Origin of the sequence: Pseudomonas sp. FSL R10-0056 (assembly GCF_009600105.1) — a bacterium.
Classification (GTDB): Bacteria; Pseudomonadota; Gammaproteobacteria; order Pseudomonadales; family Pseudomonadaceae; genus Aquipseudomonas; species Aquipseudomonas bubulae.
In genome coordinates, this window is sequence record NZ_WIWL01000182.1 from 33,562 (window position 1) to 53,991 (window position 20,430).

At 58.0% G+C, this 20,430-nt stretch carries 23 protein-coding genes; 10 read left to right on the forward strand and 13 right to left on the reverse strand.

Annotation, left to right across the window (positions count from 1 at the left end):
- Positions 1-164: 164 nt before the first annotated feature.
- The 3 genes from cysN to GHO42_RS13700 all read right to left on the reverse strand — a co-directional run bounded on the left by cysN (position 165) and on the right by GHO42_RS13700 (position 3,996).
- Entirely contained in the window at positions 165-2,063 is a 1,899-nt protein-coding gene (cysN, locus tag GHO42_RS13690) for a sulfate adenylyltransferase subunit CysN (protein WP_095024926.1), read from the reverse strand.
- A gap of 9 nt (positions 2,064-2,072) precedes the next feature.
- Positions 2,073-2,990, reverse strand: a complete 918-nt coding sequence (gene cysD / locus GHO42_RS13695) for a sulfate adenylyltransferase subunit CysD (RefSeq protein WP_095001155.1) — start codon at positions 2,988-2,990, stop codon at positions 2,073-2,075.
- Between the two features lie 247 nt (positions 2,991-3,237).
- Positions 3,238-3,996: a Nif3-like dinuclear metal center hexameric protein gene (locus GHO42_RS13700; RefSeq protein ID WP_095001154.1), complete on the reverse strand. Its 759-nt coding sequence runs from the start codon at positions 3,994-3,996 to the stop codon at positions 3,238-3,240.
- Positions 3,997-4,096: 100 nt separating this feature from the next.
- Between GHO42_RS13700 and algW the strand changes: the two genes are divergently transcribed.
- The gene (algW, locus tag GHO42_RS13705) at positions 4,097-5,251 is read left to right on the forward strand and encodes a Do family serine endopeptidase AlgW (RefSeq protein WP_095001153.1); all 1,155 of its coding nucleotides are present in this window, start codon (positions 4,097-4,099) and stop codon (positions 5,249-5,251) included.
- A gap of 42 nt (positions 5,252-5,293) precedes the next feature.
- On the opposite strand, the gene hisC is transcribed toward algW, so the two are convergent.
- From hisC to GHO42_RS13755, 10 genes are all read right to left on the reverse strand, one after another.
- Positions 5,294-6,346, reverse strand: a complete 1,053-nt coding sequence (gene hisC, locus GHO42_RS13710; RefSeq protein WP_095024927.1) for a histidinol-phosphate transaminase — start codon at positions 6,344-6,346, stop codon at positions 5,294-5,296.
- Between the two features lie 5 nt (positions 6,347-6,351).
- Complete coding sequence (hisD, locus tag GHO42_RS13715) at positions 6,352-7,674, reverse strand: histidinol dehydrogenase (RefSeq protein WP_095001151.1); 1,323 nt, start codon at positions 7,672-7,674, stop codon at positions 6,352-6,354.
- A gap of 148 nt (positions 7,675-7,822) precedes the next feature.
- Positions 7,823-8,458 (reverse strand): ATP phosphoribosyltransferase, encoded by a 636-nt coding sequence (gene hisG / locus GHO42_RS13720; protein ID WP_016781809.1) that lies wholly within the window; start codon positions 8,456-8,458, stop codon positions 7,823-7,825.
- A 181-nt stretch (positions 8,459-8,639) separates the two neighbouring features.
- Positions 8,640-9,905, reverse strand: coding sequence for a UDP-N-acetylglucosamine 1-carboxyvinyltransferase (gene murA, locus GHO42_RS13725; RefSeq protein ID WP_095001150.1), 1,266 nt, complete (start codon positions 9,903-9,905; stop codon positions 8,640-8,642).
- Positions 9,906-9,936: 31 nt separating this feature from the next.
- The gene (locus GHO42_RS13730) at positions 9,937-10,176 is read right to left on the reverse strand and encodes a BolA family protein (RefSeq protein WP_003439919.1); all 240 of its coding nucleotides are present in this window, start codon (positions 10,174-10,176) and stop codon (positions 9,937-9,939) included.
- Positions 10,177-10,291: 115 nt separating this feature from the next.
- A complete protein-coding gene (locus GHO42_RS13735) occupies positions 10,292-10,597 on the reverse strand; it encodes a lipid asymmetry maintenance protein MlaB (RefSeq protein ID WP_095001149.1) in 306 nt (101 codons plus the stop codon).
- Positions 10,594-11,253: a phospholipid-binding protein MlaC gene (locus GHO42_RS13740; protein ID WP_095001148.1), complete on the reverse strand. Its 660-nt coding sequence runs from the start codon at positions 11,251-11,253 to the stop codon at positions 10,594-10,596. The genes GHO42_RS13735 and GHO42_RS13740 overlap by 4 nt, the downstream gene beginning before the upstream one ends.
- 11 nt (positions 11,254-11,264) lie before the next feature.
- On the reverse strand, positions 11,265-11,732 hold the full coding sequence (mlaD, locus tag GHO42_RS13745; RefSeq protein WP_095018238.1) for an outer membrane lipid asymmetry maintenance protein MlaD: 468 nt from the start codon (positions 11,730-11,732) through the stop codon (positions 11,265-11,267).
- Complete coding sequence (gene mlaE, locus GHO42_RS13750; protein WP_095001146.1) at positions 11,732-12,529, reverse strand: lipid asymmetry maintenance ABC transporter permease subunit MlaE; 798 nt, start codon at positions 12,527-12,529, stop codon at positions 11,732-11,734. The genes mlaD and mlaE overlap by 1 nt, the downstream gene beginning before the upstream one ends.
- Positions 12,529-13,338, reverse strand: coding sequence for an ATP-binding cassette domain-containing protein (locus tag GHO42_RS13755; protein ID WP_095001145.1), 810 nt, complete (start codon positions 13,336-13,338; stop codon positions 12,529-12,531). Before GHO42_RS13755 ends, mlaE begins: the two co-directional genes overlap by 1 nt.
- A gap of 292 nt (positions 13,339-13,630) precedes the next feature.
- On the opposite strand from GHO42_RS13755, the gene GHO42_RS13760 reads away from it, so the two are divergent.
- From GHO42_RS13760 to rapZ, 9 genes are all read left to right on the forward strand, one after another.
- Positions 13,631-14,605, forward strand: coding sequence for a KpsF/GutQ family sugar-phosphate isomerase (locus GHO42_RS13760; RefSeq protein ID WP_095001144.1), 975 nt, complete (start codon positions 13,631-13,633; stop codon positions 14,603-14,605).
- Complete coding sequence (locus GHO42_RS13765; protein WP_095001143.1) at positions 14,605-15,129, forward strand: HAD family hydrolase; 525 nt, start codon at positions 14,605-14,607, stop codon at positions 15,127-15,129. The genes GHO42_RS13760 and GHO42_RS13765 overlap by 1 nt, the downstream gene beginning before the upstream one ends.
- An 8-nt stretch (positions 15,130-15,137) precedes the next feature.
- The gene (gene lptC / locus GHO42_RS13770; RefSeq protein WP_153326380.1) at positions 15,138-15,710 is read left to right on the forward strand and encodes an LPS export ABC transporter periplasmic protein LptC; all 573 of its coding nucleotides are present in this window, start codon (positions 15,138-15,140) and stop codon (positions 15,708-15,710) included.
- Positions 15,697-16,242, forward strand: a complete 546-nt coding sequence (lptA, locus tag GHO42_RS13775) for a lipopolysaccharide transport periplasmic protein LptA (protein WP_095001141.1) — start codon at positions 15,697-15,699, stop codon at positions 16,240-16,242. The genes lptC and lptA overlap by 14 nt, the downstream gene beginning before the upstream one ends.
- On the forward strand, positions 16,242-16,967 hold the full coding sequence (gene lptB, locus GHO42_RS13780; RefSeq protein ID WP_095001140.1) for an LPS export ABC transporter ATP-binding protein: 726 nt from the start codon (positions 16,242-16,244) through the stop codon (positions 16,965-16,967). Before lptA ends, lptB begins: the two co-directional genes overlap by 1 nt.
- Before the next feature lie 235 nt (positions 16,968-17,202).
- Positions 17,203-18,696 carry an RNA polymerase factor sigma-54 gene (locus GHO42_RS13785; RefSeq protein WP_095001139.1) on the forward strand — a complete coding sequence of 498 codons (1,494 nt, stop codon included), beginning with the start codon at positions 17,203-17,205 and terminating at the stop codon, positions 18,694-18,696.
- A 75-nt stretch (positions 18,697-18,771) separates the two neighbouring features.
- Entirely contained in the window at positions 18,772-19,080 is a 309-nt protein-coding gene (hpf, locus tag GHO42_RS13790) for a ribosome hibernation-promoting factor, HPF/YfiA family (RefSeq protein WP_016781796.1), read from the forward strand.
- Positions 19,081-19,092: 12 nt separating this feature from the next.
- The gene (ptsN, locus tag GHO42_RS13795; protein WP_095001138.1) at positions 19,093-19,557 is read left to right on the forward strand and encodes a PTS IIA-like nitrogen regulatory protein PtsN; all 465 of its coding nucleotides are present in this window, start codon (positions 19,093-19,095) and stop codon (positions 19,555-19,557) included.
- Positions 19,558-19,559: 2 nt separating this feature from the next.
- Complete coding sequence (gene rapZ / locus GHO42_RS13800) at positions 19,560-20,417, forward strand: RNase adapter RapZ (protein WP_019825031.1); 858 nt, start codon at positions 19,560-19,562, stop codon at positions 20,415-20,417.
- Positions 20,418-20,430: the final 13 nt, after the last annotated feature.

Genomic DNA, 20,430 nt, shown 5'->3' on the forward strand with positions numbered 1-20,430 from the left:
CTAACCCTCTCCCAAAGGGAGAGGGGACTAAAGGCAAAAGCAGACCTGTACAACACCACAAATCAGCTCCCTCTCCCTCGGGAGAGGGCTGGGGTGAGGGGAAAATACAGCGCCCAACAAAAAGCCCGCCACCGATCACTCGGTGGCGGGCTTTTTAGTGCGGCTTAAATTGCGCCGCGTTGACGCAACAGGTCCAGCACCTGCTTGACGCTTTCTTCCAGTGACAGCGTTTGCGTGTCGACCACCAGGTCGGCATTCAACGGCACGTCATACGGGAAGGACTCACCCGGAATATTGTCGCCACCCGCCGCATACAAACCTTGCGGGTCTCGCTCGGCGCATACGGCCGGGGATGCCTGCACATACACGGTAAGCAGACGGTCGCTGCCGATCAGCGCCTTCGCCTGTTCACGGCCTTCGGCATCCGGTGCCACGAACGCGGCCAATGTCAGCAAGCCCGCTTCGTTAAACTGACGCGCCACGTGAGCGGCACGACGCCAGTTTTCCGTACGACCGGCACGATCCTGTGGCAGCCCCTTGTTCAGGTCATGGCGCAGGTTCTGACCATCGAGTACAAACACCGCACGGCCCATGTCGAACAGCTTGCGCTCAACTGCATAGGCCAGGGTGCTCTTGCCGGCGCCGGACAGGCCGCTGAACAGCACTGTGGCTGGCTGCTGGCCAAAGCGCTGGGCACGCTCTTCAACCGCCACATGCGCCAGCTTGCCATGATGGGTCGCGCTGCCATGACTCAACGGCTGCGCAACGATCATCCCGGCACCGACAGTGCCATTGGTCAAACGGTCGATGATGATAAACGAACCGGTGGTGCGGTTGCTGGCGTAGCCGTCCAGGGCGATCGGTGCATCGAGGCTGATCTTGACCTTGCCGATCTCGTTCAGTTGCAAGGCGCTGGCCGGGCCCTCTTCCAGGGTGTTCACATCGACCTTGTTGATGATGCTGGCAATCGAACCCGGTACATAGCTGGTGGCGCGCTTGATGTCGTACTTCTTGCCCGGCAGCATCGGCTCTTCAGCCATCCACACCAGCATGGCTTCGAAGTTGTCAGTCACCAGCGGCACATTGTCGGCATGCACCAACAGGTCGCCACGGGAGATGTCGATCTCGTCTTCCATGGTCAGCGTAACTGCCTGGCCCGGGCCTGCGTGTTCCAGCTCACCTTCAAAGGTGACGATGGATTTGACCCGGCTGCTCTTGCCCGACGGCAATACGACGATTTCATCGCCCTTGTGCACGATGCCGCTGGCCAGGGTACCGGCAAAACCACGGAAGTTCAGGTTCGGACGGTTCACGTACTGCACCGGGAAGCGCAGGTCGGTGAGGTTGCGGTCGGCCGCCACTTCCACGGTTTCGAGGATTTCCATCAGCGACTGGCCGGTGTACCACGGCGAGCGCTCGGACTTGTTCACCACGTTGTCGCCTTTAAGGGCGGACATCGGCACAAAGTGCAGGCTGGTAGGCTTCATCTTCAAGCCTTCGGCGAACTTCAGGTAGTCGGCCTTGATCGACTCGAACACACCCTCGTCGAAACCCTTGAGGTCCATCTTGTTGATGGCCACGACGATATGCTTGATGCCCAGCAACGAAGCAATAAAGCTGTGGCGACGGGTCTGGGTCTGCACGCCGTAACGGGCATCCACCAGAATGATCGCCAGGTCACAGGTCGATGCACCGGTGGCCATGTTGCGGGTGTACTGCTCATGGCCAGGGGTGTCGGCAATGATGAATTTGCGCTTGGCGGTGGAGAAATAACGATAAGCCACGTCGATGGTAATACCCTGCTCGCGCTCAGCTTGCAGGCCGTCTACCAGCAGCGCCAGGTCGATATCGTCGCCTGTGGTACCGCTTTTTTTCGAGTCGCGGGTAATGGCTTCCAGATGGTCTTCGTAGATCATCTTGGAGTCGTGCAGCAAGCGCCCGATCAGGGTGCTCTTGCCGTCGTCGACGTTGCCACAGGTCAGGAAACGCAGCATTTCTTTGCGTTCGTGCTGGCCCAGGTAGGCGAGGATGTCCTCGCTGATCAAATCAGATACGTGCGACATGACAACCCCTTAGAAATAACCTTGACGTTTTTTATCTTCCATCGAGCCTGCGCCATCGTGATCGATGACTCGGCCCTGGCGCTCGGAAGTTCGCGTCAGGAGCATTTCCTGGATGATGTCGGTCAGGGTTTCAGCCTCGGACTCCACCGCGCCGGTCAGCGGGTAGCAGCCAAGCGTACGGAAACGGACCTTTTTCTTGACGATACGCGCCTTGTCTTCATCAGACAGGTGCTCAAGGATGCGCTCGTCGTCGATCATGATCAGCGTGCCGTTCTTCTCGATCACTTCGCGTTCTGCGGCGAAGTACAGCGGCACAATCGGGATGCCTTCGAGGTAGATGTACTGCCAGATATCCAGCTCGGTCCAGTTCGACAACGGGAACACGCGAATCGATTCGCCCTTGTTGACGTTGCCGTTGTAGACGTTCCACAACTCGGGCCGCTGATTTTTCGGGTCCCAGCGGTGCTTGCTGTCACGGAAGGAATACACGCGCTCTTTGGCACGGGATTTTTCTTCATCGCGACGCGCACCACCAAAGGCTGCATCAAAACCGTATTTGTCCAGAGCCTGCTTCAGGCCCTCGGTCTTCATGATATCGGTATGCTTGGCGCTGCCGTGGGTGAAAGGGTTAATCCCTTGTGCCACGCCGTCCGGGTTGACGTGAGTGATCAGGTCCAGGCCCAGCTCGGCGACCATCTTGTCGCGAAAGCTGTACATCTCCTGGAATTTCCACTGGGTGTCGACATGCATCACCGGAAACGGCAGCTTGCCAGGGAAAAACGCCTTGCGAGCAAGGTGCAGCATCACGGCGGAATCTTTACCGATCGAGTACAGCATCACCGGGTTATCGAACTCGGCGGCCACCTCGCGGATGATGTGGATGCTTTCCGCCTCCAGCTGTTTCAGGTGCGTCAGTTTGTCGACCATGGCTACTCACGAAAGCTATCTTATGAACGGCCTGCGGGCCGTGTTCGAGGGGCGAATGCTAGCACAGCACCCTCTTCTATAGATGGCGCCAACTAGATCGAAACGGTCTAAGAATAGACCTCGGAGTTTGGGCGATTACTCCATGTGGGAGCGGGCTTGCTCGCGATGCAGGCAATGCGGTTATACAGCAAGAACGCGTTGATTCGATCGCGAGCAAGCCCGCTCCCACAGGGTTCAACTCCAATGCTCAGATCGGATTCGGGCAATCGATAAACAGGTGTTCCAGGGCGAAGCGCCGCGCCAGGTAATCCCCCAGGGCTTGCACGCCATAACGTTCGGTGGCGTGATGGCCTGCGGCAATAAAGCTGATGTCGTTTTCCCTGGCACTATGGAAAGTCTGCTCTGACGCTTCGCCACTCAGGTACAGATCAACCCCCGCCTGTACCGCCTGATCGATAAAGCCCTGCCCGCCACCGGTACACCAGCCCACGCGGCGGATCATTTCGCTGCCTTCAATCAGCAACGGCTCACGGCCCAGCGCTTCTTGCACACGGCGGGCAAAATCGCGGGCCGTTACAGGCTCGGCCAAGGAACCCACCAGCCCCACCACTTTCGAATTGCCCGGTTCCAGCGGACCTTCGACGGTGATATCCAGCTGCCGGGCCAATTGCACGTTGTTGCCCACTTCTGGATGCAGATCCAGCGGCAAGTGGTAGGCCAGCAGGCTGATATCGTGCTTGAGCAGGGTTTTCAGGCGGCGCTGCTTCATACCGGTAACGCACGGGTCTTCGCCTTTCCAGAAGTAGCCGTGATGCACCAGCACCAGATCAGCCTGGGCCTCGACTGCGGCATCCAGCAATGCCTGGCTGGCGGTCACGCCACTGACTATACGCATCACCTGCGGGCGGCCTTCGACTTGCAAGCCATTGGGGCAGTAATCGCCGATGGCGGCACAGTTGAGGTAACGATTTGCCTCTTCTACCAGCGTGCTCAGGGAGACAGCCATAAAAGACTCCTAAATATAGCGTTCAGAGCCGGGCGGCCCTCGTATAATGGCGTCATTATGGGCCGTCAGAATGGCTCTGCAACCTTCAGGACTGAGTTCAATGTTTAAGGCTTTGCGTTTCTTTGGCTGGCCGTTGCTGGCTGGCGTGCTTATCGCTTTGCTGATTATTCAGCGTTACCCGCAATGGGTTGGGCTGCCGAGCCTGGACGTTAATCTGCAACAAGCCCCGCAAACCAGTTACATGCAGCAGGGTCCCGTGACCTACGCCGATGCAGTGGTGCGCGCCGCGCCTGCCGTGGCCAACTTGTACACCACCAAGGTGGTGAACAAAAACGCCCGCCCATTGTTTGAAGACCCGCAGTTCCGTCACTTTTTCGGCAACAACGAGCCTAAACAGCGTCGTATGGAGTCCAGCCTGGGTTCGGCAGTGCTGATGAGCCCCGAGGGCTATTTACTGACCAATAACCATGTAGTCGCAGGTGCCGACCAGATTGTGGTGGCACTCAAGGACGGCCGCGAAACACATGCACGGGTTATTGGTAGCGACCCGGAAACGGACCTGGCAGTACTGAAGATCGACCTGAAAAACCTGCCTGCAATTACCATCGGCCGCTCGGACACCCTGCGCATCGGTGATATCGCCCTGGCGATCGGCAACCCGTTTGGCGTTGGCCAGACCACCACCATGGGCATTATCAGTGCCACCGGGCGCAACCAGTTGGGCCTGAACAACTACGAAGACTTTATCCAGACGGATGCCGCGATCAACCCGGGTAACTCGGGCGGCGCGCTGGTGGATGCCAACGGTAACCTGACCGGCATCAACACCGCGATTTTCTCCAAGTCCGGCGGCTCACAGGGCATCGGTTTTGCGATCCCGATCAATCTGGCCATGGAAGTCATGAAGTCGATCATCGAGCACGGCCAGGTGATTCGCGGCTGGCTGGGCATTGAAGTGCAGCCGTTGACCCAGGAGCTGGCCGAGTCGTTTGGCCTCAGTGGTCGTCCGGGAATTGTTGTGGCGGGGATTTTCCGTGATGGCCCGGCGCAAAAAGCCGGTTTGCAACTGGGAGACGTGATTCTGAGCATTGATGGCGAACCCGCCAGCGATGGCCGTCGTTCGATGAATCAGGTGGCGCGGATCAAACCTTCGGACAAAATCACCATACAGGTCATGCGCAACGGCAAAGAGCTCAAGCTCACCGCCGCAGTGGGCCTGCGACCGCCGCAAGAGCAGCCGCCGCAGAACGACTGAAAACCCTCACCCCAGCCCTCTCCCTCCGGGAGAGGGCAGCGGTTACAAGTCTGACAACCCTTCAATCAACGCCGCATTCTGCTCCGGCGTGCCGATGCTGATGCGCAGGAACTGGGCAATGCGCAGTTGCTTGAAGTGACGCACGATCACCCCCTGATCACGCAGCTTGGCCGCCAACGCCGCCGCATCGTGTTCCGGGTGACGGGCGAAGATAAAGTTCGCGGCCGATGGCAGCACTTCAAAACCCAGCGCCTGCAACTGCGCGACCACTTGCTCGCGACTGTCGATCACCCACTGGCAGGTCTGTTCGAAATACTCGCGGTCGGCAAACGCTGCCGCTGCGCCAACAATGGCGATACGATCAAGCGGATAGGAGTTGAAGCTGTTCTTGATTCGCTCCAGCGCTTCGATCAGATCCGGATGGCCCACCGCCAGGCCGACACGCAAACCGGCCAGGGAGCGCGACTTGGACAGGGTCTGGGTGACCAGCAGGTTCGGATAACGGTCCACCAGGCTGATGGCCGTTTCGCCGCCAAAGTCGATATACGCTTCATCCACCACGACCACCGAATCAGGGTTGGCCTTGAGGATCTGTTCGATGGCCTCCAGCGCCAGCAGGCAACCGGTCGGTGCATTGGGGTTGGGGAAGATGATCCCGCCATTGGCCCGGGTGTAGTCCGCAGGCTGGATCTGGAACTGCTCATCCAGTGCTATGGCGTCAAACTCGATGCCATACAGGCCGCAGTAAACCGGATAAAAACTGTAACTTATATCCGGAAACAGCAGCGGTTTGTCGTGCTGGAACAGGCCATTGAAAACATGGGCCAGCACTTCGTCCGAGCCGTTGCCCAAAAACACCTGATTGGTCTGCACACCGTAATACTCGGCCACCGCCTGCTTAAGCAGGTCGCTGTTCGGGTCGGGGTATAAACGCAGGTTGTCATTGATTTCGGCCTGCATCGCTGCCAGCGCTTTAGGCGAAGGCCCATAGGGGTTTTCGTTGGTGTTGAGCTTGACCAGTTTGGTCAGCTTCGGTTGCTCACCCGGCACATAAGGCACCAGGGCTTTAACGAATGGGCTCCAGAACTTGCTCATACTTGTTACCCCTGTTTGTCGGCGAGGATGCGGTATTCGGCACTGCGGGCGTGACCGGTCAGCGATTCGCCGCGAGCGAGAATCGAAGCGGTTTTGCCCAAGTCGGAAGCACCCTGCTCGGAGCAGAAGATAATCGAGGAGCGCTTCTGGAAATCATAAACGCCAAGCGGTGACGAAAAACGCGCCGTACCGGAAGTCGGCAGTACGTGATTAGGCCCTGCGCAGTAGTCGCCCAGCGCCTCTGAGGTGTGACGACCCATAAAGATCGCACCGGCGTGGCGGATCTGCGGCAACCAGGCTTGCGGATCAGCCACCGACAGCTCCAGGTGTTCCGGAGCAATGCGGTTAGCCACGTCGATAGCCTGCTGCATGTCGTTCACCAAAATCAGCGCACCACGACCATTGATCGAGGTTTCGATGATTTCGGCCCGCTCCATGGTCGGCAGCAGTTTGGCGATGCTGGCCGCCACCTTGTCGAGGAACTCGGCATCGGGGCTAACCAGAATCGCTTGCGCGTCTTCATCGTGCTCGGCCTGGGAGAACAGATCCATGGCAATCCAGTCCGGGTCGGTCTGGCCGTCGCACACGACGAGGATCTCCGAAGGGCCGGCAATCATGTCGATGCCTACCTGGCCAAATACATGGCGCTTGGCGGTCGCGACGTAGATATTACCCGGGCCTACCACCTTGTCGACTTTGGGTACGCTTTCGGTGCCATAAGCCAATGCCGCAACCGCTTGTGCGCCACCAATGGTGAACACCCGGTCAACGCCCGCAATGCAGGCGGCAGCCAGCACCAGCTCATTGATTTCGCCACGCGGGGTCGGCACGACCATCACCACTTCGGTCACGCCGGCAACCTTGGCCGGAATCGCGTTCATCAGCACCGACGAAGGGTACGACGCCTTGCCACCCGGTACGTACAGACCGGCGCGATCCAGCGGCGTGACTTTCTGGCCCAGCACCGTACCATCGGCTTCGGTGTAGCTCCAGGAGTCCTGTTTCTGTTTCTCGTGGTAGCTGCGCACGCGCTGTGCGGCCGTTTCCAGTGCTTCACGTTGTGGCGCAGTGATGCGGGTCAGGGCCAGTTCCAGGCGCTCGCGCGGCAGGATCAGGTCAGCCATCGAGGCCACTTCAAGCCCGTCAAAGCGCTGGGTGAACTCAACCAGGGCAGCGTCGCCCCGCTCACGCACAGCCTTGATGATGTCGAGCACACGCTGGTTGACCGAGTCGTCAGACACACTTTCCCAGCTCAGCAGATGATCCAGATGCTGCGCGAAGTCCGGGTCAGCAGCGTTGAGTCGGCGAATTGCAGTGGGAGCGGTCATAGCGAGGGCCTCGGTAATGGGCGAATGCTTGGAATAAAGGTTTTGCGCAGCTCAGGCACCACAAGACTACCAAGCCATCCGCGTGGGTACCTGAGATTTCTGGCTATTACGCGGATAGATGGGCGCGACCTGAAGCCGCGCAGGTGAGTCAGCCGCGGTGTCGAGATTCCACTGCTTTGCGCAGGGTATCGATCAGGGCTTGAATACGGGCGTGCTGCATTTTCATCGAAGCCTTGTTAACCACCAGGCGGGAGCTGATGGCGGCAATGAATTCCTGGGGTTCCAGGCCATTGGCACGCAAGGTGTTACCGGTATCGACCACGTCAATGATCTTGTCGGCCAGACCAATCAGGGGGGCCAGCTCCATCGAGCCATACAGCTTGATGATGTCGACCTGACGGCCCTGTTCGGCGTAGTAACGCTTGGCGACGTTGACGAACTTGGTCGCAACGCGCAGGCGGCCCTTGGGTTCAGCGACACCAATGGCACCGGCGGTCATCAGCTTGCACTGGGCAATCTGCAGGTCCAGCGGCTCGTACAGGCCCTGGCCACCGTACTCCATCAGCACGTCTTTACCGGCCACACCGAGGTCGGCGGCACCATGCTCAACGTAAGTCGGCACGTCGGTGGCACGGACGATCAGCAGGCGGACGTCAGGCTGTGAGGTCGGGATGATCAGCTTGCGGCTTTTGTCCGGATTCTCGGTCGGCACAATGCCTGCTTCGGCCAGAAGCGGCAGGGTGTCGTCAAGGATACGGCCCTTGGACAGTGCAATGGTCAACATGGGAAACGTAAGTCCTTATCAGGGTACTTTTGCCCGTGCGCAATCGGCGCCGGACAAGCATCGAGCCTGATATCAGGCTCGACTTGAACGATTCGAGGCCAGGTAAGGTAACGCTTGCAGGCCGTTACGTCACCTGGCAGCTGGACACTATCCCTGTGCCCATGATGCCAAACAGCAAAAACTAGCCCGGAACGCGGCGGATTTTAGCGCCCAGCATTTGCAGTTTTTCTTCGATGCACTCGTAACCACGGTCTATGTGGTAGATGCGATCGATCAGGGTATCGCCTTCCGCCACCAGCGCCGAAATCACCAGGCTGGCAGAAGCACGCAGGTCGGTGGCCATTACTGGCGCGCCCTTGAGGGTTTCAGTGCCGGTCACGATGGCAGTGTTGCCTTCAACCTGGATCTTGGCGCCCATGCGGTGCAGTTCATACACGTGCATGAAGCGGTTTTCGAAGATCGTCTCGATCACTGCACCCGTGCCTTCGGCAATGGCGTTGAGCGAGATGAACTGCGCCTGCATGTCGGTCGGAAACGCCGGGTACGGAGCAGTACGCACGTTCACCGCTTTAGGGCGTTTGCCGTGCATGTTCAGCTCGATCCAGTCTTCACCGGTGGTGACCTCGGCGCCTGCTTCCTTGAGCTTCTCAAGGACGGCTTCAAGGATGGTCGGATCAGTGTCCTTGACCTTCACGCGGCCACCGGTGACGGCAGCGGCTACCAGGTAAGTACCGGTTTCAATACGGTCCGGCATGACGCGGTAAGTCGCCGAATGCAGCTCTTTGACGCCATCAATGGTGATGGTGTCAGTACCAGCACCGCTTACCTTGGCGCCCATGGCGTTCAGGAAGTTGGCCAGGTCGACGACTTCAGGCTCGCGTGCAGAGTTCTGCAATACGCTGCGGCCGTTGGCCAGTGCTGCGGCCATCATGATGTTCTCGGTACCGGTCACGCTGACGGTATCAAAGAAGAAGCTGGCACCGCGCAAGCCGCCTTCAGGCGCCTTGGCCTTGATGTAGCCACCTTCAACGTCGATCACTGCGCCCATGGCTTCAAGGCCGCGGATGTGCAGGTCAACCGGACGCGAGCCAATGGCGCAGCCGCCCGGCAAGGCAACTTCAGCGTAACCGAAACGTGCAACCATCGGCCCCAGTACCAGGATCGATGCGCGCATGGTTTTCACCAGCTCATACGGCGCGACCAGGGTTTTGATGGTGTTCGGGTTGATTTCGACACTGAGCTTTTCATCGATCACCGGCTCAATGCCCATGCGACCGAACAGCTCGATCATGGTGGTGATGTCATGCAAATGCGGCAGGTTGGCTACAGTGACCGGGCCATTGCACAGCAGGGTCGCTGCCAGGATCGGCAGGGCAGAGTTCTTCGCCCCGGAAATGCGGATCTCGCCATCAAGGCGGGCACCGCCGGTAATAATCAATTTATCCATAACAATCTCGACGCCAATGGGCTCAGGGGGCTCAGGTGCGCTCGGCCCAGGCCGCGCTGCTGAAGAATTTCATAGTGACCGCATGGATGCTGCCATCAGCGATCCACGGGTTCAAATGGGCATAGATGCTTTGTTGACGTTTGACCGGGCTCAGGGCCACCAGTTCGTCACTGATCACGTTCAACTGAAAGTTGCAGCCTTCGCCCTCAACTTCTACCTGGGTTCCTGGCAGCTTTCCTTCAAGAAAGCTCTTCACTTCTACGGCCTGCATGCTCAACCTCAATCGGCGCCTAACGCGCACGGGTCGGCCATCATACAAAAAAGCCCCGCGCCTGCGAACCCCGCATAACAGGACTCTGACAGGGGGGCTTATTTATATGTGGCGATTAATGATGTGCCAGCAGCTCGGTCACACCCGAAACCTGGGCGATTTCGCGCATGTCTTCGGGCATGGCACGAATGCTCAATGGCTTGTTCAGGGCCTGGGCATCACGGATATAACACAGCAGCAGCGACAAACCGACGCTGCTCGATTTGGTAACGCCCGAGCAGTCAACCACCAGCTCTTTGGCCAGGGCTTTTTTGATCAGGGCCTGACCTTCTGTGCGCAAACGGGGGCCAGTCTGATAATCGAGCACGCCACTAAGGCGAAGCTCGCTCTCGCCGGCCAGGGTTATGGCCGCTTCACTCATTGCCCGGCTGCCTTGGGCGATGCCGCATCAGTGGTCTGCTTGGCCTTGGCCACTTCACCCGCCCAGTTGTCGATGGTTTTATCCAGGTTGTTGCCGTTGCGCTGCATGGCATCGGCGAACTGATCGCGGAACAGCTTGCCGATATTGATGCCATTGATGATCACGTTACGCACTTTCCACTCGCCGTTGACCTTGTTAAGGGTATAGGACAATGGATAAATGGCGCCGTTGTCACCCTTGACGGTCATGTCGACACTGGTGCGATCGCCGCTTTCGTCCTTGGCCGGGCCAACGGTGATGCCCTGATTCTTGAACTCAAGCAAGGCATTGCCGTAGAACTGCATCAGGCTGCGCTTGAAGTTCTCTTGAAAGCGCTGCATCTGGGCAGGCGTTGCATTGCGCGAGTACTTGACCGTCATGATGCTTTTGGAGATGCCATCAACATCTACTGCAGGGCCGACGATTTCGTTCAGGGCATCATAGAACTTGCTTGGGCTTTGTTTGTATTGCTCCTTGTTGGCAGCCAGGTCGGCCAGCAACCTTGTCGTGGTATCTGAAACGATGTCATGGGCCGACTGCCCCGGCGCGGCGTTCGCCACCAGAGGAAGGGCTGCGGCCAGTATTACCAGCAGGCCACGGCGCAAGAGAGAAATCATCTGGAAGCTCCTTATTTGGCGTCTTTGCTAACGGTATTGAGCAGGAATTTACCGATCAGGTCTTCAAGAACCAGCGACGACTGCGTGTCGTGAATGGTGCCGCCGTCCTTGAGGGTCGCGTCTTCGCCACCCACGCTGATGCCGATGTATTTCTCGCCCAGCAGGCCTGCTGTGAGGATAGACGCTGTCGAATCCACAGGCAGGTTATCCACCGCTTTTTCGAGCTGCAATGTGACGCGGGCCATGTAGTTGTCACGGTCCAGGTCGATTGCTGTCACCTTGCCGATGGTCACGCCAGCCATGGTGACTTTGGCGCGCACGGTCAGCCCGGCAATATTGTCGAAATTGGCATAGAGCTTGTAGGTGTCAGTGCTCGCCGTCGGGGACAGCCCGCTGACCCGCAAGGCAAGCAACAGCAAAGCCAGGATGCCAGCCAGCAGGAACAGGCCGACACCGATTTCCATGGTGCGGTTTTGCATCAGAAATCTCCAAACATCAAGGCGGTCAATATAAAGTCCAGCCCGAGGACTGCCAGTGAGGCATACACCACGGTCTTGGTAGTGGCACGGCTGATCCCCTCTGAGGTGGGCTCACAGTCATAACCTTGAAACACGGCAATCCAGGTCACCACAAAGGCAAACACGATGCTTTTGATGATCCCGTTAATTACGTCACCACTGAAGGTTACGCTGTTTTGCATGTTGGCCCAGTAGGAGCCGTCGTAGACACCGAGCCAGTCCACGGCAACCCACGAACCACCCCAGATCCCGACCACGCTGAAAATCATCGCCAGCACAGGCAGGGAGATAAACCCGGCCCACAACCGCGGCGCAATGATGTACTTGAGCGGATCAACACCGATCATTTCCAGGCTGGACAGCTGCTCGGTCGATTTCATGTTGCCGATTTCAGCCGTCAGCGCCGACCCTGCGCGCCCGGCGAACAGCAAGGCGGTAACCACGGGACCCAGTTCGCGCAACAGGGTCAGGGCCACCATCTGCCCCACTGCCTGCTCCGAACCATAGCTGGACAGGATACTGAAGCCTTGCAGTGCCAGTACCATGCCGATAAATATGCCGGACACCACGATAATGACCAGCGACATGACGCCAACCGAATGCAGCTGCCTGACCAGCAAACCAAACCCGCCCCCGATACCGCCACGCCCCAGCAGTGCATGAAACAGGAACACTGCCGAACGCCCCAGTACCGCAACGGTGTCGATCCCGGCCCGGCCGAACAGACCGATACGGCTCATTAATGACATCTTGCGCATCAGCGCTTCCCCAGTAGATCGGTTCGGTAGTCCGACGCCGGAAAGTGGAACGGAACCGGGCCATCCGGGTCGCCGGTCATGAACTGGCGAATGCGCGGGTTATCGGCGTTCATCAATTCTTCGGGCGTGCCCTGCCCCAGCACCTGGCCATCGCCGACTACATATAGATAGTCGGCAATGCTCGCAGTTTCAGCCAGATCGTGAGAAACCACGATACTGGTAATGCCCAGCGCATCATTGAGCAAACGAATCAGGCGTACCAGCACGCCCATTGCAATGGGATCCTGCCCCACGAAGGGTTCGTCATACATCAGGATCTGCGGATCCAGGGCAATCGCCCGCGCCAGCGCCACCCGGCGTTTCATGCCGCCGGACAACTCGTCGGGCATCAGGTCGATAGCTCCGCGCAAGCCCACCGCCTGCAATTTAAGCAGCACGATGTCACGGATCATTTCTTCCGGCAGCTCGGTATGCACCCGCAACGGGAAAGCAACGTTCTCGAACACGTCCAGATCGGTAAACAGCGCACCGCTCTGAAACAACACGCCCATATGCTTGCGGGCATCAAACAAATCACTGCGCGACAGGGCCGGCAGGTTTTGATTGTTGACCCACACTTCGCCGCTGTTGGGACGCAGTTGCATGCCCATCAGGCGCAACAGTGTGGTCTTGCCGCAGCCAGACGGCCCCATGATCCCCGTGACCTTGCCACGCGGGATGCGAATATCGACATTATTGAAGATGCTGCGCGTACCGCGCTTGAAGGACACTCCCTTCAGCTCGACCGCGTAGGCGTTATCGGCGCTCATCTAAACTCCTTGCGATGCAGCCTCTGCCTCTCACCCGGACACCAAACTTCTTGTGAAGAAGCACGCGTTCCCTGGCGGGCCGAACTGGCGGCGAACTATACCACTGCTCATAGTGACCGCCCAAGACCGAAGGAGTGCCGGTTAAGTCTCAGTACAGTGAAATAAAGATGTTTTTTCTGCAAACACACGCGCACTTTGTAAGCACATGCAATAAAGCACAGCGATCAAGCGTGAGGGAACGCCACATAACCGCTATAATCGTTGCCTTTTCTCAGGCTACCCGACTTCAACCATGAGCCAATCCAGCGACCTGATCCAATCCGCCCAACGCACCATCCGCCTCGAACTGGAAGCCGTAGAGGGCTTACTGACACATATCGACGCAGATTTCGTACGCGCTTGCGAGATGATTTTGGCCAGTAAAGGCCGGGTGGTCGTGGTCGGCATGGGCAAGTCAGGACACATCGGCAATAAAATTGCCGCAACCCTGGCCAGCACCGGCACCACGGCTTTTTTTGTCCACCCGGCAGAAGCCAGCCACGGCGACATGGGCATGATTACCCGCGATGACATTATCCTCGCACTGTCCAACTCCGGCTCGACCGCCGAAATCGTCACCCTGCTGCCACTGATCAAGCGCCTGGGCATCAAGCTGATCAGCATGACCGGCAACCCCGAATCGCCGCTGGCCAAGGCCGCCGATGTCAGCCTGGATGCCCGCGTGGCCCAGGAAGCCTGCCCGTTGAATCTGGCACCGACCTCGTCCACCACGGCAACCTTGGTGCTGGGCGATGCACTGGCTATTGCCCTGCTTGAAGCTCGCGGTTTTACTGCAGAAGATTTCGCCTTTTCCCACCCCGGCGGAGCACTGGGCCGACGCCTATTGCTGAAAGTGGAAAACGTCATGCACTCTGGTGATGAACTGCCGCAAGTCGTGCGCGGTACATTGCTCAAGGAAGCGTTGATGGAAATGACCCACAAGGGCCTGGGCATGACCGTCGTCATAGAAGAGGACGGTCGACTGGCCGGAATCTTTACTGACGGCGACTTGCGCCGCACCCTGGACCGCGAAATCGACATCCGCAACGCCACCATCGACGCGGTCATGACCCCGCACGGCAAAACCGCCCGCGCCGACATGCTGGCAGCCGAAGCCCTTAAAATCATGGAAGACCACAAAATCAGCGCGCTGGTGGTGGTCGACAAGCAAGATCGTCCGGTTGGCGCCTTGAACATGCACGATCTGCTACGCGCAGGAGTAATGTAATGACCCAGGAACTTCTCAAGCGCGGCAAGGGCATCAAGCTGGCCATTTTTGACGTTGACGGCGTATTGACCGACGGCCGCCTGTATTTCCTCGAAGATGGCAGCGAATTCAAGACCTTCAATACCCTCGACGGCCAGGGCATCAAGATGCTTATGGCCGCCGGTGTGCAAACGGCAATTATCAGCGGCCGCAAAACCCCGGTGGTCGAGCGTCGCGCACAAAACCTGGGCATCCCGTATCTGTACCAGGGCCGCGAAGACAAATTGGTCGTACTGGACGAGCTTCTTGGCCAACTCAACCTAAGCTATGAACAGGTTGCCTACCTGGGAGATGACTTGCCCGACCTGCCGGTTATCCGCCGGGTAGGTCTGGGCATGGCCGTGGCCAACGCTGCGGACTTTGTCCGCGAGCACGCCCACGGGGTAACCCGGGCGCGGGGTGGCGAAGGTGCCGCCCGTGAATTCTGCGAGCTGATTCTGCGTGCCCAGGGCAGCCTGGACGCAGCCCACGCCGCCTACCTATAGAGCTTTCTATGCTGAGCAAAAAGATTCGCCAAATAGTGCTGTTTACAGTGATTGCCTCGCTGTTTGCAGCTGCTGGCTACTGGAATATCAGGCCGGAACGTTTTCTCAATGCCCCTACCCTGGCGGTGGATGAAAGCGCTATCGACTACTACGCCACCAATGCACACAGCCGTCAGTTTTTACCTGACGGCAAGCTGCAGTACGACATGACGTCCGAGAAGCTTGAACATTTGAAGGCTTCCGAGGTCACTCAGATGACCCAACCGAAAATGCAGCTCTACCGCGGCGCGGCCTACCCGTGGCACGTGCAGAGCGAGCGCGGTGAAGTCAACCCGGATGGTACCGAGGTCGAGCTTATCGATTCGGTGCGCATCGCGCGCACTGACGAAAAAAACCGCACCACCATTATTACCAGTACCCGTATGACTGTATTCCCCCAGAAGGAATATGCGCAGACCGAGCGAGACGTTAGAATCGACGGCGCTGGCGGCGTAACCACTGGCAAGGGCATGAAAGCATATTTGAAAGACGGCAGGATGGACCTGCTGTCCAACGTAAGAGGACAGTATGAGTCTCGTTAAAACCCTCCCTTTATTGCTCAGCCTGAGCGCAGCACTGGGAAGCGTGAGCGCCTGGGCTCTGCCGAACGACACCGAACAACCTATTCGCATCCAGGCCAACGAGGCACAACTGGATGACAAGCAAGGTATTGCCACCTACAAGGGCGATGTCATCATCACCCAGGGCTCGATGAAAATCACCGGCAACACCGTCACCATCACCCGTAATGCTGCGGGCGAAATCGACGTGGTGACATCCGTCGGCAACCTGGCCTACTTCGAGCAACTGCAAAAAGCCACTGACCCCAAACCGGTACAGGCTTATGCCGTCACCATTCAATACCATGCACCACAAAACCGCATCGTACTGATTGACAAGGCCAAAGTGATCAACGACGGCAATACCACCGAGGGCGAGAAAATCGTCTACGACACGGTAAAACAGATTGCCAGTGCCGGTCGCGCCAATGGCGCCAATGTCACCGCACCTCGCCCGCGCATCGACATGGTGATCCAGCCCAAGAAGAAAACCGACCAGCAGAAGGCCCAGTAATGGCAACTCTGAAAGCCCAGCATCTGGCCAAAAGCTACAAGAGCCGTCAGGTAGTACGTGATGTCAGCCTGTCGATCGACAGCGGGCAAATCGTGGGCCTGCTCGGCCCCAACGGCGCGGGCAAAACCACCTGTTTCTACATGATTGTCGGCCTGGTGCACGCCGATCAGGGTCGCGTACTGATCGATGACCTGGACGTCAGCCACGAGCCCATGCATGGTCGCGCACGCGCCGGTATCGGTTACTTGCCACAGGAAGCCTCGATCTTTCGCAAGCTGTCGGTGGCCGACAACATCATGGCAATCCTCGAAACCCGCAAGGAGCTCGACAAGACCGGTCGTCGCAAGGAGCTGGAAAGCCTGCTGCAGGAATTCCATATCAACCATATTCGCGACAACCTGGGCATGAGCCTGTCGGGCGGTGAGCGCCGTCGGGTAGAAATTGCCCGCGCACTGGCCACGGCACCCAAGTTCATCCTGCTCGACGAACCCTTTGCCGGTGTCGATCCGATCTCGGTGGGCGACATCAAACAAATCATCTACCACCTCAAAGCCAAGGGCATTGGCGTGCTGATCACCGACCACAATGTCCGTGAAACCCTCGATATCTGCGAAACGGCCTATATCGTCAATGACGGGCAATTGATCGCTGAAGGCGATGCTGAAACGATTCTGGCCAACAAGTTGGTGCGGGAAGTTTACCTGGGTCACGAGTTCCGCCTATAAGCCCGGACACATCATGGGCAGCCAGGGCATCCGGGCAGTAAAAATGCGCCAGCATTTTATTGCCCGAATATTCAACGGGGTGCTCTCGATCAGTTCACCACCCGCAAACTAATTTAGACCGCCCCCTAGGCAAACGCACCGGTTTCAGGCATATAATTTGCTTATGTTTGGCGCTCACGCGCCCTGTAGTGGATGGCGCCATGTGCGCCGGCGAATAAGGTGTTAAGCCCCTGCCATGAAACCATCGCTAGTCCTGAGAATGGGCCAGCAGCTGACAATGACACCTCAGCTGCAACAGGCCATCCGCCTGCTCCAATTGTCGACCCTCGATCTGCAACAGGAAATCCAGGAAGCCCTGGAGTCCAACCCCATGCTCGAGCGCCAGGAAGAAGGCGACGACTTCGACAATGCAGACCCCCTTGCCGACAACATTGAGCAAAAGCCCAATCCCGACGTTCAAGAGCCCACCTACCAGGAAACTGCCCAGACCGTAGATAATCTGGAAGACGGTGACTGGGGTGAGCGCATTCCCAACGAACTGCCCGTGGACACTGCCTGGGAAGACATCTACCAGACCAGCGCCAGCAGCCTGCCAAGCAACGATGATGACGAGTGGGACTTCACCACCCGCACCTCGACCGGTGAAAGCCTGCAAAGCCACCTGCTGTGGCAATTGAACCTGGCTCCGATGTCCGACACCGACCGTCTGATCGGCGTAACCCTGATCGACTGCATCAACAACCAGGGCTACCTGGACGAAACCCTCGAAGAAATCCTCGAAGCCTTTGATCCGGAACTGGACATTGAACTCGATGAAATCGAAGCCGTCCTGCACCGCATCCAGCAATTCGAACCGGCTGGCATTGGCGCGCGCAACCTGGGTGAATGCCTGCTCCTGCAATTGCGCCAACTGCCTGCCAAGACCCCCTGGCTGAGCGAGGCCAAGCGCCTGGTCACCGACTACATCGACCTGCTGGGCGCACGCGACTACAGCCAGCTGATGCGCCGCATGAAGCTCAAAGAGGACGAACTGCGCCAGGTCATTGAACTGGTACAGAGCCTCAACCCGCGCCCGGGTTCGCAAATCGAATCCAGCGAAGCCGAATACGTCGTACCTGACGTGATCGTGCGCAAGGACAACGAGCGCTGGCTGGTCGAGCTTAACCAGGAGTCCGTACCGCGCCTGCGGGTGAACGCGCAATACGCCGGTTTCGTACGCAGAGCCGATACCAGCGCCGACAACACCTTTATGCGCAACCAGCTGCAGGAAGCACGCTGGTTTATCAAAAGCCTGCAAAGCCGCAACGAAACCCTGATGAAAGTGGCGACCCAGATCGTCGAGCACCAACGCGGCTTTCTCGAGCATGGCGATGAAGCCATGAAACCCCTGGTACTGCACGATATCGCCGAAGCGGTGGGCATGCACGAATCCACCATTTCCCGGGTTACCACACAAAAATTCATGCATACCCCACGGGGCATTTATGAACTTAAATACTTTTTCTCCAGCCACGTCAGCACCTCTGAAGGCGGCGAATGCTCCTCCACCGCGATCCGTGCCATCATCAAAAAACTGGTTGCAGCGGAAAATCAGAAAAAGCCGTTGAGTGACAGCAAGATCGCTGGTTTACTGGAGGCACAAGGTATTCAGGTAGCCCGTCGCACCGTCGCCAAGTACCGCGAATCCCTCGGGATAGCGCCTTCGAGCGAACGCAAGCGTTTGATGTAAGCCACGGACCCCGGCGTTTCAGTGGCAGGCTGCTCGGCCTGCCGCTTTATGCAATGGCATCAAAGGAGAAACTGTATGCAAGTCAACATCAGTGGACACCAACTGGAAGTCACCGAACCGCTACGCGCATACATCGGCGAAAAACTCGACCGACTGGAGCGTCACTTCGACAAGATTACCAACGTACAGGTAACGATGGCGGTCGAAAAACTGAAACAGAAAATCGAGGCCACCTTGCACATCCATGGAGGAGAAGTCGTTGCCAACGCCGAGCATGACGATATGTATGCCGCCATCGATCTGCTCACTGACAAGCTTGATCGCCAACTGAAAAAGCATAAGGAAAAGACCCAAAGCCTGCTCCAGGGCGCGACCGGTCGTTAATACTCCCTACCCATGATCCGACTTGAAAGTATCCTGACCCCCGGCCGTTCCCTGGTGAACGCGCCGGGCGGCAGTAAAAAGCGTGCACTCGAACATATTGCCAACCTGATCAGCCGCGAAGTGCCTGGTCTCGAAATGCAGGATGTTTTCGAGAGCCTTATTGCCCGTGAAAAACTGGGTTCCACCGGTTTTGGCAACGGCATCGCCATACCCCATTGCCGCCTCAAGGGCTGCGAGTCGCCTGTAAGCGCCTTGCTGCACCTCGACGCCCCCATAGATTTCGACGCCATCGATGGCGCGCCGGTCGACCTGCTTTTCGTTTTGCTGGTGCCAGAAGCGGCAACCGATGCACACCTGGAACTGCTCCGGCAGATTGCCAGCATGCTCGATCGCAAAGACGTGCGCGAAAGACTGCGCAACGCACCTAGCAACGAAGCGTTGTATCAGGTTGTTCTGGACGTACAGAACGGTCATTAATCATGCGCTTAGTCATAGTCAGCGGACGCTCCGGCTCCGGTAAAAGCACTGCCCTCGCCGTCCTTGAAGACAACGGTTTCTATTGCATCGACAACCTGCCAGCCGGCTTGCTGCCGGAACTGGCCGAACGCGCGTTGATTCACACTGAACTGGCCCAGCCACTGGTGGCCGTTTCGATCGATGCGCGCAACCTGCCGAGTCATTTGTCACGTTTTCCGCAGTTGCTTGAAGAGGTGCGTAACCGGCATATCCAGTGCGACGTGCTGTACCTGGATGCCGACGAAGAAACCTTGCTCAAGCGCTTCTCGGAAACCCGCAGGCGCCACCCGCTCAGCAGCGCGAGCCGCTCCCTTGCCGAAGCCATTCGCGATGAAACCCAGCTTTTGGGCCCCATTGCCGACCTCGCTGACCTGACCATCAACACCACCAATCTGAATCTGTATCAGTTACGTGACACCATCAAGCTGCGTCTGCTGAACAAGCCAGAGCCAGGCACCGCCTTTTTGGTGGAGTCGTTCGGTTTCAAGCGCGGTATGCCGGTGGATGCCGACCTGGTGTTTGACGTGCGTTGCCTGCCCAACCCGTACTGGAAACCCGAACTGCGCGAGCAGTCAGGGCTGGACCAGCCGGTAGCCGATTATCTGGCGGCGCAACCTGATGTCGAAGAGATGTTCCAGGACATCTCCAGCTACCTGCTTAAATGGCTACCGCGCTTTGCAGCCAGCAACCGCGCCTATGTGACAATCGGAATCGGCTGCACGGGCGGGCATCACCGCTCCGTGTACCTGACCGAACGCCTGGGCAAATGCCTGCAAGAAACTCTGAAGAACGTCCAGGTTCGCCACCGCGACCTTACTTGAAGGATCTACCCCG

What these genes read in the sequence shown, in the direction of transcription:
- cysN (WP_095024926.1), bottom strand. Translation starts at nt 2,063, where the DNA reads ATGTCGCACGTATCTGATTTGATCAGCGAGGACATCCTCGCCTACCTG.
- cysD (WP_095001155.1), bottom strand. Translation starts at nt 2,990, where the DNA reads ATGGTCGACAAACTGACGCACCTGAAACAGCTGGAGGCGGAAAGCATC.
- GHO42_RS13700 (WP_095001154.1), bottom strand. Translation starts at nt 3,996, where the DNA reads ATGGCTGTCTCCCTGAGCACGCTGGTAGAAGAGGCAAATCGTTACCTC.
- algW (WP_095001153.1), top strand. Translation starts at nt 4,097, where the DNA reads ATGTTTAAGGCTTTGCGTTTCTTTGGCTGGCCGTTGCTGGCTGGCGTG.
- hisC (WP_095024927.1), bottom strand. Translation starts at nt 6,346, where the DNA reads ATGAGCAAGTTCTGGAGCCCATTCGTTAAAGCCCTGGTGCCTTATGTG.
- hisD (WP_095001151.1), bottom strand. Translation starts at nt 7,674, where the DNA reads ATGACCGCTCCCACTGCAATTCGCCGACTCAACGCTGCTGACCCGGAC.
- hisG (WP_016781809.1), bottom strand. Translation starts at nt 8,458, where the DNA reads ATGTTGACCATTGCACTGTCCAAGGGCCGTATCCTTGACGACACCCTG.
- murA (WP_095001150.1), bottom strand. Translation starts at nt 9,905, where the DNA reads ATGGATAAATTGATTATTACCGGCGGTGCCCGCCTTGATGGCGAGATC.
- GHO42_RS13730 (WP_003439919.1), bottom strand. Translation starts at nt 10,176, where the DNA reads ATGCAGGCCGTAGAAGTGAAGAGCTTTCTTGAAGGAAAGCTGCCAGGA.
- GHO42_RS13735 (WP_095001149.1), bottom strand. Translation starts at nt 10,597, where the DNA reads ATGAGTGAAGCGGCCATAACCCTGGCCGGCGAGAGCGAGCTTCGCCTT.
- GHO42_RS13740 (WP_095001148.1), bottom strand. Translation starts at nt 11,253, where the DNA reads ATGATTTCTCTCTTGCGCCGTGGCCTGCTGGTAATACTGGCCGCAGCC.
- mlaD (WP_095018238.1), bottom strand. Translation starts at nt 11,732, where the DNA reads ATGCAAAACCGCACCATGGAAATCGGTGTCGGCCTGTTCCTGCTGGCT.
- mlaE (WP_095001146.1), bottom strand. Translation starts at nt 12,529, where the DNA reads ATGCGCAAGATGTCATTAATGAGCCGTATCGGTCTGTTCGGCCGGGCC.
- GHO42_RS13755 (WP_095001145.1), bottom strand. Translation starts at nt 13,338, where the DNA reads ATGAGCGCCGATAACGCCTACGCGGTCGAGCTGAAGGGAGTGTCCTTC.
- GHO42_RS13760 (WP_095001144.1), top strand. Translation starts at nt 13,631, where the DNA reads ATGAGCCAATCCAGCGACCTGATCCAATCCGCCCAACGCACCATCCGC.
- GHO42_RS13765 (WP_095001143.1), top strand. Translation starts at nt 14,605, where the DNA reads ATGACCCAGGAACTTCTCAAGCGCGGCAAGGGCATCAAGCTGGCCATT.
- lptC (WP_153326380.1), top strand. Translation starts at nt 15,138, where the DNA reads ATGCTGAGCAAAAAGATTCGCCAAATAGTGCTGTTTACAGTGATTGCC.
- lptA (WP_095001141.1), top strand. Translation starts at nt 15,697, where the DNA reads ATGAGTCTCGTTAAAACCCTCCCTTTATTGCTCAGCCTGAGCGCAGCA.
- lptB (WP_095001140.1), top strand. Translation starts at nt 16,242, where the DNA reads ATGGCAACTCTGAAAGCCCAGCATCTGGCCAAAAGCTACAAGAGCCGT.
- GHO42_RS13785 (WP_095001139.1), top strand. Translation starts at nt 17,203, where the DNA reads ATGAAACCATCGCTAGTCCTGAGAATGGGCCAGCAGCTGACAATGACA.
- hpf (WP_016781796.1), top strand. Translation starts at nt 18,772, where the DNA reads ATGCAAGTCAACATCAGTGGACACCAACTGGAAGTCACCGAACCGCTA.
- ptsN (WP_095001138.1), top strand. Translation starts at nt 19,093, where the DNA reads ATGATCCGACTTGAAAGTATCCTGACCCCCGGCCGTTCCCTGGTGAAC.
- rapZ (WP_019825031.1), top strand. Translation starts at nt 19,560, where the DNA reads ATGCGCTTAGTCATAGTCAGCGGACGCTCCGGCTCCGGTAAAAGCACT.